Raw genomic sequence first — 13,445 nt, 5'->3', positions numbered from 1 at the left:
GAGGCTGATGGCCCCTTCGCGAGCAAGCCCGCTCCCACAGGGGAACGCATTCCAAATGTGGGAGCGGGCTTGCTCGCGAAGAGGCCGGCCCGGTCACCACAGATACTCAGGCCTCGCTGGTGTCCTTGATGAGGTGCGCTGCCAACGTCCGCAACGGCCCCAACTGCCGGCAAATCAACGCCAATTGCGTCTGCACCAACCGCTGCCCTTCATCGATTTCATCCGGCATCTGCTCAAGCGTATTGGCCAGCGTCTCTTCCGCATCGCTCTGAATCGCAATCGGCTGTTTGCTCGCCAAGCCTTGGGCTATTTCATCGATGCTCGCCGCCAGGCTAACACCCGCGCCGTCGATCAAATGCTCACGAATGTCTTGCGGTAACTGGGTTTCACGGTGCGCACCCAATCCCGACAGGTAGCTGAGCAAGGTGTGCGACAGCACCAGGAATCGAAACCCGACATCCGCTTCCTTACGGAAATGCCCCGGCTCCATGAGCATATTGGCCAGCGTCGTCGACAGTGCCGCGTCAGCATTGTGCGCGTTGCGTCGGGCCAGGCGATACGCAAGGTCGTCACTTTTGCCGGCGGCGTATTGCTGCATGATCTGGCGCAGGTAAATGCTGTTGCAGGTGAGGGTGTTTGCCAGCACTTTGTTTAGGCGTCGGCCCTGCCAGTCCGGCAGGAACAGGAACACCGCGAGCCCGGCAATCAGGCTGCCGAGCAAGGTATCGAACAGCCGCGGCAGGAACAGTCCATAACCATCCCCGACCTGATTGAAGCAGAACAGCACCATCAGGGTGATCGCGGCGGTGGCCAAGGTGTAGCGGGTGGTGCGGTTGATAAAGAACACCACCCCGGCGGCGATCGCGAAACACGACTGGACCAAGGGATTGGGGAACAGATCGAACAGCGCCCACGCCACTGTCAGACCAATCGCGGTGCCGATGATCCGCTGCCCGAGTTTGCGCCGGGTGGCGCCGTAGTTCGGCTGGCAGACGAACAGTGTGGTGAGGATGATCCAGTAACCCTGCGACGGGTGAATCAAATGCACCATGCCGTAGCCGATGCTCAGCGCCAGGGGCAGGCGCAGTGCATGGCGGAACAGCAGCGACGTCGGCGTCAACTGCGTACGCAAGCGAGTCCACACATCCTTGAGGCTGCGCGGCGAGCGGTCGAGCAGGCTGCTATCTGTGGCGTCGGCCAGGGCATCAGGGTTGCTGGCGTCGCTGAGCAAGCGGTCGAGGGTGCCGAGGTTGGCCGCCAGTGCCCGTAAAGAACGCAGTAAACCGCGCCAGGCCGGGTTGCTCTGGGTGCGCAGGTGTTCGATGGAGGCGTGCAGGTCGTTCAACGCTTCGGCGAAGCTGGCGTCATAGATGAACGGCTGACGCATCTGGATCGACTCGGCCAGTGCCCGGCAGGCCTTGCCTTGTTGCCGCAGCAGGCGCTGACAGCGGAACAGCACGTCGCTGTGGAAAAACGCCTCGGCCAGCGCGTTATAGGGGTAGTGCGAAGAACTGGCGCGCTCGTGGATGTCTTGGGCGAGGAAATACAGCTTGAGGTAACGGCTGACTTTCGAGCCCGGCCGACCGTTGCCGACCCGGTGCAGGATGATTTCCTTGGCGGCGTTGAGTGCCGCCACCACCCGACCGTTTTGCTGGGCCAGTTCCAGTCGGCGCGCTTCCACGTCCATCTGCCGGATCGGCTCGAACAGAGACGCTTTGAGTTTCAGGTAAAAACCCAATTCACGGAACAACCGCGCCAGGCTCTGCTGCACTGGCTGGTTGGAAAACATCGCCTGCCATAGCACCGAGAGCAAGCCGTACCAGGCGGCGCCGGCCACCAGCAGCACCGGTTCGTGCCAGAAGTCGGTGACCGCGCCGCCGCGCTGGTCCACGCCGATCATGGTGTAGACCGACAGAATCAACGTGGCAGAGGCAATCGCGCCATAGCGTTCGCCCAATGCGCCGAGCATGGTCAGGCAGAACGCGGCCAGGGCGAAGGCGATGATGAAAAAGACGGGATATGGGAACAGCAGTTCGACCGAGAGCGCGGCGACCAGGAAACACACCAGCGTCACGGCCAATGCGTTGAGGCGGCCCTGCCAACTGTCGTCGGTCTCGGCCAGGGCGCTGGCGATAATCCCAAGGAACAACGGGATCAGCAGCCCCATTTCATCCTGATACCAACAGACGGCCATGCTGCCGGTCAGGGCGATGAACACCCGCACGCTGTAGCTGAATTTATCCAGCGCCCAGAGGCGGCGCAGAGACTGACGAAATGAGGTCGATGACATGAAGTGCGAAGGCCTTCCGAGGCAATGCCGCTAAATTGAGCCAGTAATGACGCCGACGCAATGGCGTCGATCACATCTGACAGCAAAATCTGTTCCTTTGACTGCCTGTGCCGACCGCAATCTTTGAGATTGGCAAAGAACCCTGTGGGAGCTGGCTTGCCAGCGATAGCGGTCTGACAGTCAACAAAAATGTTGGATGCAGTGCTCTCATCGCTGGCAAGCCAGCTCCCACAGTGATTGCATTTCACATTAGAGAACTGTGGGATCAGACGAATTGCGCGGCAGCGTAACCGGAGGCCCAGGCCCACTGGAAGTTGAAGCCGCCCAGATGCCCGGTCACGTCGAGCACTTCGCCGATGAAGTACAAGCCAGGGCTTTTCAGCGATTCCATGGTCTTGGACGACACCTCGTTGGTATCCACGCCGCCCAGCGTCACCTCGGCAGTGCGATAGCCTTCGGTGCCGGCAGGAACCACTTTCCAGCTCGCCAGTTTCTCGGCGATGTCGGCGATTTCTGCGTGGGTGTACTGCTTCATCGGTTTGGAGACGAACCAGTTGTCCGCCAGCAGGTTGGCCATCTTCTTGGTGAAGATTTCCCCCAGCAGGGTTTTCAACTCGCTGTTCGGACGTTCGGCTTGCTGCTGTTGCAGCCAGGTCGACGCGTCGTGGTCCGGCATCAAGTTGATCTCTACCGTGTCGCCGGATTCCCAGAACGAGGAAATCTGCAAAATTGCCGGCCCGCTGAGGCCGCGATGGGTGAACAGGATGTTTTCGCGGAAACTCTGGTCGTTGCAGCTCACCAGGCAATCCACCGAAGTCCCGGACAGCTCGGTGCAAAGCTCCTTGAGCTGATCGGTGATGGTGAACGGTACCAGGCCGGCGCGGGTCGGCAGTAAGTCGTGGCCGAATTGCTTGGCGACCTGATAACCGAAACCCGTCGCACCCAGCGTCGGGATCGACAGACCGCCCGTTGCGATCACCAAGGATTCACAGGTCAATTGACCGAGCGTGGTGTCCAGCAAGTAACCGCTTTCGAGCTTCTCAATGGTCTGGATCGACGTGTCCAGGTGCAGGCTCACGCCAACCTGATCACATTCATTGAGCAGCATCTCAAGGATGTCGCTGGATTTGTTATCGCAGAACAACTGGCCGAGTTTTTTCTCGTGGTACGGCACGCCGTGCTTGGCGACCATCCCGATGAAGTCCCACTGGGTGTAGCGCGCCAGTGCGGATTTGCAGAAGTGTTCGTTCTGCGAGAGAAAATTGCCCGGTTCGGTGTACATGTTGGTGAAATTGCAGCGGCCACCGCCCGACATCAGGATTTTCTTGCCGGCCTTGTTCGCATGGTCGAGCAGCATCACCTTGCGCCCACGCCCGGCGGCGGTCAGCGCACACATCAACCCTGCGGCGCCAGCGCCAATGATCACGACTTCGGTAGAGCGCAAAACGGTGTCCTCACACAATGATCGTTCCCACGCTCTGCGTGGGAATGCCGCCATGGACGCTCTGCGTCCGCCGTTATGTGACGCGGAGCGTCACGGGATGCATTCCCACGCAGAGCGTGGGAACGATCAGAAAGATCCTTACAGGATACGAACGCGCAGCGAACGGCCTTTGATCTTGCCGTCGTTCAGGCGCTGCAAGGCTTGCTTGGCGATTCCGCGCTCAACAGCCACGTAAGCCTGGAAATCGAAAATCGCGATCTTGCCGACCTGCGCACCCGGAATGCCGGCATCGCCCGTCAGTGCGCCAAGAATGTCGCCCGGACGCACCTTGTCTTTACGCCCAGCGCCGATGACCAGCGTGCTCATCACCGGCAGCAGAGGACCGCCGCCTTGGGATTTGAGGTTGTCCAGCTGATCCCAGCTCAACGGCGAATTCTGCAGTTGCTCGATGGCTTGGGCGCGGTGCGCTTCGGACGGCGCAACGAGGCTGATCGCGATGCCTTTCTCGCCCGCACGACCGGTACGGCCGACACGGTGAATGTGGATTTCCGAATCACGGGCCAGCTCGACGTTGATCACCATGTCCAGTGCATCAATGTCCAGACCGCGCGCGGCGACGTCGGTGGCAACCAGCACAGAAGTACTGCGGTTGGCGAACATGGCCAGCACCTGGTCACGGTCACGCTGTTCCAGATCGCCATGCAGGCCGACGGCGGAGATGCCTTTGGCGGTCAGGTGATCGACGGTTTCCTGAACCTGCTGCTTGGTGAAGCAGAAAGCCACGCAGGACGCCGGACGGTGATGCGCAAGGACTTTGACCACGGCGTCCATGCGTTCTTCCGGAGAGATTTCGTAGAAACGCTGCTCGATCTGCGTGTCGTCATGGAACGCCTCGGCCTTCACGATCTGAGGGTTGCGCATGAACTTCGCGGCCAACTGCTTGATGCCCGTCGGGTACGTGGCGGAGAACAGCAGGGTCTGGCGACGCTCCGGGCACTGGGCGATGATTTCTTCGATGGAATCGTAGAAACCCATGTCGAGCATGCGGTCGGCTTCGTCGAGGATCAGCGTGTTCAGGCCATGGAGCACCAGCGAACCTTTGCGCAAATGTTGCTGCAGGCGGCCCGGGGTGCCGACGATGATGTGCGCGCCGTGTTCCAGCGAGCCGATCTGTGGGCCGAAGGACACGCCGCCGCACAGGGTCAGGATCTTGATGTTGTCTTCGGCGCGGGCCAGACGACGGAGTTCCTTGGCGACCTGGTCAGCCAACTCGCGAGTCGGGCAGATGACCAGTGCCTGGCAACCGAAGAAGCGCGGATTGATCGGGTTCAACAGGCCGATACCGAAGGCGGCGGTCTTGCCGCTGCCGGTCTTGGCCTGGGCGATCAGGTCCATCCCCTTGAGGATCACCGGCAAGCTTTGCGCCTGGATCGGCGTCATCTGGGCATAACCGAGGGAGTCGAGGTTAGCCAGCATGGCGGCGGACAGCGGCAAAGTATTAAAAGCGGTGGCGATGGTGGTCACGGGACTGGCCTGCAAAACAAAATGTCGCGCAGTGTATCAGTCCCGCGCGCTCCACCTGCAACTTCTGGACGAGTAGCCCTGTAGCAGCTGCCGAGGCACGAGGCTGCGTTGGGCTGCGAAGCGGCCCCCGAGGACCCCGGGCGGTCCTGCGGACACGCAACGCAGCCTCGTGCCTCGGCAGCTGCTACAAGTCAGTGCTCTATATCGTGCTCGCGGCTGACCGTCCGTCGGCCATCCTTTGGTGAAAGCTGCGAGAAGATCGTCGCGGCCAGCATTGCCATGATTCCGACCGTCACAAACGTCAGCTGGAAGGCCCTCAGAACCGTGTCCACACCGTCGTTGCCGATCTCTGCGGTAAAGCCGCCGAGCAAGGCGCCGGCACAGGCAACGCCGAGGCTCAGGGACAATTGCGCGACCACCGACAGCAGGCTGTTGCCGCTGCTGGCGCTGGCGTCGTCGAGGTCGATCAGGGTCACGGTGTTCATTGCGGTGAACTGCAAGGAGTTGATCGCGCCGAGAATCGCCAGCATCCCCAGCAGTAGCCAGTACGGTGTCTGTTCGCTGACCAGGCCCATGCTCGCCAGCATGAGTCCCAGCGCCAAAGTGTTACCGGTGAGCACGATGCGATAACCCAGGCGTTCAATCAACGGCCGCGCCACCGACTTGGCGACCATCGCCGCAGCCGCCAGCGGCAGCATGCTCATCCCGGCCTGTGACGGCGAGTAACCCAGCGCCACTTGCAGCAGCAACGGCACGAGGAACGGCAAGGCACCGCTGCCCAAACGGGCGAACAGGTTGCCCAGGATGCCCACGGCAAACGTTCGGGTCTTGAACAGCGACGGCGCGAACAGCGGATTATCGATGTGCCCGGCCCGCAACCAATACGCCGCCAGACACGCCATGCCACCGAACAGCAACAGCATCACGCGCAAGTGCGGCAGGTGCAGTTCGCCGAGGCCTTCCATGGCGATGGTGATCAGCACCATCGCCGCGCCAAACAGCAAGAAGCCGAGGCTGTCGAAACGCGTGCGTTCGCTGCCGCGCAGGTCGGGGATGAACCTCCACACGGCGTAGCAGCCGACAGCGCCCACCGGCAGGTTGATCAGGAAGATCCAGTGCCAGGTCAGGTATTCGACCATCCAGCCGCCCATGGTCGGGCCGATCAACGGGCCGAGCAATCCGGGAATGGTAATGAAGCCCATGATTCGCACCAGCTCCGAGCGCGGGTAGGCGCGCAGCACCACCAACCGCCCGACCGGCAGCATCAGCGCACCGCCCAGGCCTTGGATCACCCGCGCGCCGATCAGCATGCTCAGGGTGCTCGACAACGCGCAGAGCAATGAGCCGAGGCTGAACAGCAGAATGGCGCCGAAGAAGATTTTCTTGGTGCCGAAACGATCGGCGATCCAGCCCGAGGCGGGGATCAATAATGCGACGGTGAGCATGTAGGCAATGATCACGCCCTGCATGCGCAGCGGATCTTCGGCCAGGTCCCGGGCCATGGCGGGCAGGGCGGTGTTGAGGATGGTCCCGTCGAGGGATTGCATGAAAAAAGCGATGGCGACGACCCACGGCACCCAGCGGGCAGTGACAGCGTCGAGAGGCGGGCGGTTGGGCATGGAACCTCTTGTTGTCGGAGATGATCGTTCCCACGCTCCGCGTGGGAATGCCTCAATGGACGCTCCGCGTCCGCTTCGGCAGGGACGCGGAGCGTCCCGGGCTGCATTCCCACGCGGAGCGTGGGAACGATCGGGTCAGAGGGTCAAGGTCAGTCGGCTGACTAGCGCTCCAGGCAGCAACGCCGACGCCGTTGCCCGCTGACTGTACGTGCTGGCCGACAACATCAGCTCGCGCTCTTCGGTCAACGCTTCCAGCTGCGAACCCAGCAAGCTGTAAGCACTGTCATCAAAGCGCATCGTGCTGACTGGCGCCTGAATCTCGCCGTTCTCGACCCAGAAGGTCGCAAACCGCGTCATGCCGGTCAGACGTGCCGCCGGTTGGTCCGAGTAGTTCAGGTACCAGAGGTTGCTGATGTACAAACCGGTGCCCAGTTGCTTGAGAATCTCTGCGTCAGGCAACGCACCCGCCGCCATGTTCACGGCGCTCGGCATTTCACCACCGCTGGCGCCGTTGGCGGTCAGGCCGTACTCGGCGGCACTGCGTGAGCTGACCATCTGCGCGCCGGCCTTGCCGTCGACGATCAAGCCAAGATCGCTGCGCGGATACCCTTCGCCCGAAAACGCCGGGCTCAACGAACCGCTGACCTTTTCATCGACCGATACCAACGGGCTGAACGCACTGTCGCCCGCGTAAAGCTTCTGCAGCGGACTGTTTTTGCTGGCAATCGACTGCGCCGAGAAACCGCCCCAGCCCAGCATGTCCATGATTTCTCCCAAGGCTGCCGGTGCCAGATAGGCGCGGTACTGACCCGGCGCCAAGGTGTGTTGCGGTCTGCCCAGGAATGCCAACTGCTCGCGCGCCTGCGCAAAGCGCTTGGCAAACCCTTCGCTGTTCCAGTCGTGCCCGGCGTAGCTGGCCTTCACCGCTTGGCCATTTTCGTGGAACAGACTGAAATCGAAATTGAAGCTGTTGGCTTGATGCCATCCGAACGCGCCCGAAGAACTGGCGAAACCGCGACTGATCGGGCCGGCGGCGTAGAAGCCGACCAGATCCAGCCCTTCGGCCGCCTGGGTGATTTCGGCCACCACCTGCTCGGTGTCCGGTAGCGGATGATCCTGCACGTTCTTGCTCTGCCAGCCATTGTGGTTGAGCAGCAGGTAGGGATCCTGCGGCAGCAATGGCAAGGTCTCGCGCAGCTGTTGCAGACCTTCGGCCAGCCGCTGAAGGTCGACTTCTGCATCGCCGGCCAGCGTGATGTTGAGGTCGGCGTGCCGGCCATCGTTGATCAATTTCAAACCGACGCTCGCTTGCTGCACCTGGCCGGCCTGGCGCACCTTGGCGTGGTTGAAGCGCACGAAGGCCGAGGACTCGGCGGCGTAGCTGAGGGTGAACTGTTCAGGCTCGCGAATCGCATCGCGCAACCAGTTGACCAAAGCCTTGAACGACTCGGCCTGATTGTTCGAAGTACTCATCAGGCGTCTCCCCCAAATACATCCACGTTGCTGAACACACAGGCCGGCGAGGCATGGCCGACGCGGATGACCTGATTCGGTTCGCCCTTGCCGCAGTTCGGCGTGCCCAGCACCTTGGAGGTGCTGGCGTCGCCGACGGCGCTGAGGCTCTTCCAGAAGTGCGCGGAAATCGCCCGGTAGTTCGGGTTTTTCACCACACCTTTGAGCTCGCCGTTTTCGATCAACTGAGCCCATTCACAACCGAACTGGAACTTGTTGCGCGCATCGTCGATGGACCACGAGCGGTTGGTCGACATCATGATGCCGTGCTCGATGTTGCCGATCAGTTGCTCCAGCGGCTGATCGCCGGGCTCGATGTTCAGGTTGGCCATGCGGTCGATCGGCGGGCGATTCCAGCCACAGGCGCGGCTGTTGGCGACACCGTCCATGCCGGCTCGGAATTGCGACAGCGCGCCGCCCAACGGACGCAGCAGCAGGCCTTCTTTAATCAGGAATTGCTTGCTCGCAGCGGTGCCGTCGTCGTCATGGCCGTAGCTGGCGAGCTGCTCGGGGATGTCCGGGTCGAAGGTCACGTTCAGCAGTTTGGAGCCGTATTGCAGATGGCCGAAGTCTTCTGCCTTGACGAAACTGGTGCCGGCGTAATTGCGTTCATCGCCGAGGATGCGGTCGAGTTCCAGCGGATGGCCGATGGACTCGTGGATCTGCAGCATCATCTGGTCGGGCATCAGCAACAGGTCGCGCGGACCTTGTGGAGTGTTGGGTGCCAACAGCAATTGCAGCGCCTGATCGGCGATTTTCGGGCCGGCACCTACCAGGCCGCAGCGACTGATCACATCAAAACCGCCCTGTTGGCCGAAGTTCTCGCGGCCGAGGGTGCGAGTCTGGCTGTCGCTGCCGTCGTAGGCGGTGACTTCCAGACTCGGGTAGACGAAACGCTGGGCCTGACGCAGTTCGGCGCCAGCGCTGCTGAGGTAAATCTGCTCGACGTTGGTGATGCCGATGCTGACCTGCCAGTTCACCAGCCGCTCGTCCTTTGGCACGGACGCGGATTCGGCGCCGAGCAGTTGGTAGCAATCGCTCAGGGACGGGAAGGGCTGGTCGAAGTTCGGCGAGAAGTAGTCGGCGCGATCGCTGGAGACGATCTGCGCGCTCAGGTCGAGCAATGCGTGAGGCTTGAGTCGGCGGGCTTGTTGCTCGGCCTTTTCCAGCGCGGCTTGCAGGCCTTGTTGCGACAGGTCGTTAGTCGCGGCGTAGGCTTCGACGCCGTTGACGCGCACGGTCAGCATCGCGCCTTCGTCACGGCTCAGGCTTGGAGGTTCGGCGACATTCTTGCGCACCGACAGGTACTGGCCGGACTCGCGCACATAACGCAGCGAAAAGAATTCAGCGCCCGTGCGCAAGGCAGCGAAGCGCTGCTTGAGCTGGGGGTGGAAATCGAACATTCGGGAACCTCCTTGGTATGGAGTGGCGGTGTAACGGTGTTGCGAAGGGGGGGTGAAACGTTTGCGTGGCGCTAGATTAGGCCTGGGCGGGGGGTAGGATCAAGGGCGGAGCGGTGTAGGAAGGGATTACGAAGGTGTGGTGATCGTTCCCACGCTCTGCGTGGGAACGCCGCCATGGACGCTCTGCGTCCGCTTTGTGACGCAGAGTGTCACGGGATGCATTCCCACGCAGAGCGTGGGAACGATCAGAGGAGGTTACTGGGCAGTCAGGCTCACATCCCGCAACGGCTTGCCACGCACCGGCGCATCGCCGGCCACGAAGTAGTCAGCCTTGCTACGCGGCAACGGCTGGCGACCACGGATCTTGTCGGCGATTTTCTCGGCGATCATGATCGTTGGCGCGTTCAGGTTGCCGGTGGTGATGATCGGCATGATCGAGGCATCGACCACACGCAAGGCTTGCATGCCATGCACACGACCTTCGCCATCGACCACGGCCATGTCGTCGGTGCCCATCTTGCACGAGCAGGACGGGTGGAACGCGGTTTCGGCGTGCTCGCGGATGAACTTGTCCAGCTGCTCATCGGTTTGCACATCGATGCCCGGGCTGATTTCGCGGCCACGGAAAGCGTCCAGTGCAGGCTGTTGCATGATTTCACGGGTCAGGCGGATGCCATCGCGAAATTCCTGCCAGTCCTGCTCGGTGGCCATGTAGTTGAACAGGATGCTCGGGTACTCGCGCGGATCCTTGGACTTGGCCTGGATGCGACCACGGCTCGGCGAACGCATGGAACCCATGTGCGCCTGGAAGCCGTGCTCTTTCACACCGTTGCTGCCGTTGTAGTTAATCGCAACCGGCAGGAAGTGATACTGGATGTTTGGCCAATCGAATTCTTCGCGGGTACGGATAAAACCGCCGGCTTCGAACTGGTTGCTGGCGCCGATGCCGGTGCCGTTGAACAGCCACTCGGCACCGATGGCTGGCTGGTTGTACCAGAGCAGCGACGGGTACAGCGAGACCGGTTGGGTGCAGGCGTACTGCAGGTACAACTCGAGGTGATCCTGCAGGTTTTCGCCGACGCCTGGCAGGTCATGGACCACCGGGATGTCGAGCTTGTTCAGCAGTTCGGCCGGGCCGACACCGGAGCGTTGCAGAATCTGCGGCGAAGCGATGGCGCCGGAGCACAGCAGCACTTCTTTGCGGGCGCGGGCTTCAACGCGCTCTTCAGCGGCGCCGATCAAGTAACGCACGCCGACTGCACGCTTGCCGTCGAACAAGATCTTGTCGGTCAGGGCGTGAGTGACGATGGTCAGGGTCGAACGCTTCTTGGCCGTGTCCAGGTAACCGCGAGCGGTGCTGGCGCGACGGCCGTTCGGCGTCACGGTACGGTCCATCGGGCCGAAGCCTTCTTGCTGGTAACCGTTCAAGTCTTCGGTGCGCGGGTAACCGGCTTGCACGCCTGCTTCAACCATCGCGTGGAACAGCGGGTTGTTGCCCGCTTTCGGGGTGGTCACGCTGACCGGACCGTCGCCACCGTGGTAGTCGTTAGGGCCGATGTCGCGGGTTTCGGCCTTGCGGAAATACGGCAGGCAGTTCAGGTAATCCCAGTCTTCCAGACCTGGCAATTTGGCCCAGTTGTCGTAGTCCATCGCGTTGCCGCGGATGTAGCACATGCCGTTGATCAGCGAAGAACCGCCGAGGCCCTTGCCGCGACCGCACTCCATCCGGCGACCGTCCATGTGTGGCTCTGGATCGGTTTCGTAGGCCCAGTTGTAGCGACGACCTTGCAGCGGGAACGCCAATGCCGCTGGCATTTGCGTGCGGAAATCCAAACGGTAGTCCGGGCCGCCTGCTTCGAGCAGCAGGACGGTGACGCCTTCGTCTTCAGTCAGACGGGTCGCCAGGGTGTTACCGGCCGAGCCGGCACCGATGATGATGTAATCGAATTCTTGGGACATTAAATGCACCCTCTTTGATAGTGGTCCAGGTCGGGCCTCGGCGAGTGCTGCGCACTCGAATCGCTGGCAAGCCAGCTCCCACAGGGATTGGGGATGCCACAGATTTGGTGGGCGACACCAAACCTGTGGGAGCTGGCTTGCCAGCGAAGGCGGCCTTACAGGCAATACAAAACTCGGGGCTTAGAACACCGAGGCGTAATCGCCCAGTTCGACCTGTACCGATTTGATGCGTGTGAAGTTGTTCAGCGAGCTGATGCCGTTCTCACGGCCCACGCCCGACTGCTTGTAGCCGCCAACCGGCATCTTCGCGTCGGACTCGCCCCAGGCGTTGATCCAGCAGATACCGGCTTCCAGTTGATGAATCACGCGGTGAGCGCGGTTCAGGTCCTTGGTGACGACGCCAGCGGCCAGGCCGAAGTCGGTGTCGTTGGCACGACGGATCACTTCTTCTTCGGTGTCGTAAGTCAGGATCGCCATCACCGGGCCGAAGATTTCTTCGCGAACGATGGTCATCTCGTCGGTGCAGTCGGTGAACACAGTTGGTGCCACGAATGCGCCTTTGGCGAATTCGCCTTCGGTCAGGCGGGAGCCGCCGCACAGAACGCGAGCGCCTTCTTCCTTACCTTTGGCGATGTAACCCAGCACGCTTTCCATGTGGGCGAAGCTGACCAGTGGGCCGAAGTTGGTGTTTTCGTCTTCCGGGTTGCCGATACGGATGCGGGCAACGCGCTCAGCGATCTTGGCTTCGAAAGCCGCTTTCAGGTGGCTCGGCACGAATACGCGTGTGCCGTTGGTGCAGACCTGACCGGAGCTGTAGAAGTTGGCCATCATCGCGGTGTCGGCGGCGCGATCGAGGTCGGCGTCGTCGAAGATGATCAGCGGGGATTTGCCGCCCAGTTCCATGGTCACGTCTTTCAGCGAAGACGCGGAAGCGCTGGCCATGACCTTCTTGCCGGTGTCGGTGCCGCCGGTGAAGGAGATTTTTTCGATGCGTGGGTGCTCGGTCAGCCAGGTGCCGACTTCGCGGCCGCTGCCGGTCAGGACGTTGAACACGCCGGCTGGCAGGCCTGCTTCGGTGTAGATCTCGGCCAGTTTCAGCGTGGTCAGGGAAGTGACTTCGCTTGGCTTGAAGATCATCGCGTTACCGGCTGCCAGGGCAGGGGCGGATTTCCACAGGGCGATCTGGATCGGGTAGTTCCACGCGCCGATACCGGCCACAACGCCCAACGGCTCGCGACGGGTGTAGACGAACGAAGTGGTGCGCAGAGGGATTTGCTCGCCTTCGATGGCTGGGACCAGGCCTGCGTAGTATTCCAGCACGTCAGCACCGGTGACGATGTCGACGTACTTGGTTTCGGAGTACGACTTGCCGGTGTCCAGGGTTTCCAGGGCGGCCAGTTCATCGTTGCGTTCGCGCAGGATGTCCACGGCACGGCGCAGGATGCGCGAACGCTCCATGGCGGTCATCGCGGCCCAGATTTTCTGGCCCTTTTCGGCGCTGACAACGGCGCGCTCGACGTCTTCTTTGGTCGCACGTTGTACTTTTGCGAGGACTTCACCGTTAGCCGGGTTGATGGCTTCGAAAGTGGCGTCGCTGCTGGCGTCGCTGTAGCCGCCATCGATGTAGAGTTTTTGCAGTTCGAAACGGGCCATAAAGTCCTCGCAAGTGCATAAGTGGTTGGCGTTGGCCACCG

General features: G+C 61.6%; 8 protein-coding genes. All 8 read right to left on the bottom strand.

The genetic code is table 11. The features are described 5' to 3' along the window. Nucleotides 1-106: 106 nt before the first annotated feature. The 8 genes from yccS to betB all read right to left on the bottom strand — a co-directional run bounded on the left by yccS (nt 107) and on the right by betB (nt 13,404). The gene (gene yccS / locus ACYZT8_RS27615; protein ID WP_461977408.1) at nt 107-2,290 is read right to left on the bottom strand and encodes a YccS family putative transporter; all 2,184 of its coding nucleotides are present in this window, start codon (nt 2,288-2,290) and stop codon (nt 107-109) included. A 265-nt stretch (nt 2,291-2,555) separates the two neighbouring features. Beyond that, nucleotides 2,556-3,734, bottom strand: coding sequence for a BaiN/RdsA family NAD(P)/FAD-dependent oxidoreductase (locus ACYZT8_RS27610; RefSeq protein WP_461977406.1), 1,179 nt, complete (start codon nt 3,732-3,734; stop codon nt 2,556-2,558). Nucleotides 3,735-3,872: 138 nt separating this feature from the next. Beyond that, nucleotides 3,873-5,210 carry an ATP-dependent RNA helicase DbpA gene (gene dbpA / locus ACYZT8_RS27605; RefSeq protein ID WP_461982632.1) on the bottom strand — a complete coding sequence of 446 codons (1,338 nt, stop codon included), beginning with the start codon at nt 5,208-5,210 and terminating at the stop codon, nt 3,873-3,875. A 239-nt stretch (nt 5,211-5,449) separates the two neighbouring features. After that, nucleotides 5,450-6,877, bottom strand: a complete 1,428-nt coding sequence (gene mdtD, locus ACYZT8_RS27600) for a multidrug transporter subunit MdtD (protein ID WP_461977404.1) — start codon at nt 6,875-6,877, stop codon at nt 5,450-5,452. A 135-nt stretch (nt 6,878-7,012) separates the two neighbouring features. Then, entirely contained in the window at nt 7,013-8,350 is a 1,338-nt protein-coding gene (locus tag ACYZT8_RS27595) for a TldD/PmbA family protein (protein ID WP_461977402.1), read from the bottom strand. After that, entirely contained in the window at nt 8,350-9,792 is a 1,443-nt protein-coding gene (locus ACYZT8_RS27590) for a TldD/PmbA family protein (protein WP_461977400.1), read from the bottom strand. Before ACYZT8_RS27590 ends, ACYZT8_RS27595 begins: the two co-directional genes overlap by 1 nt. A 255-nt stretch (nt 9,793-10,047) precedes the next feature. Further along, entirely contained in the window at nt 10,048-11,751 is a 1,704-nt protein-coding gene (gene betA / locus ACYZT8_RS27585; protein WP_461977398.1) for a choline dehydrogenase, read from the bottom strand. A 180-nt stretch (nt 11,752-11,931) separates the two neighbouring features. Next, nucleotides 11,932-13,404: a betaine-aldehyde dehydrogenase gene (gene betB, locus ACYZT8_RS27580; protein ID WP_461977396.1), complete on the bottom strand. Its 1,473-nt coding sequence runs from the start codon at nt 13,402-13,404 to the stop codon at nt 11,932-11,934. Nucleotides 13,405-13,445: the final 41 nt, after the last annotated feature.

The organism is Pseudomonas sp. LB3P93, from assembly GCF_054898025.1.
The sequence above is the reverse complement of the archived record's forward strand: the minus strand, read 5'-3'. Positions and strand labels throughout refer to the sequence as shown.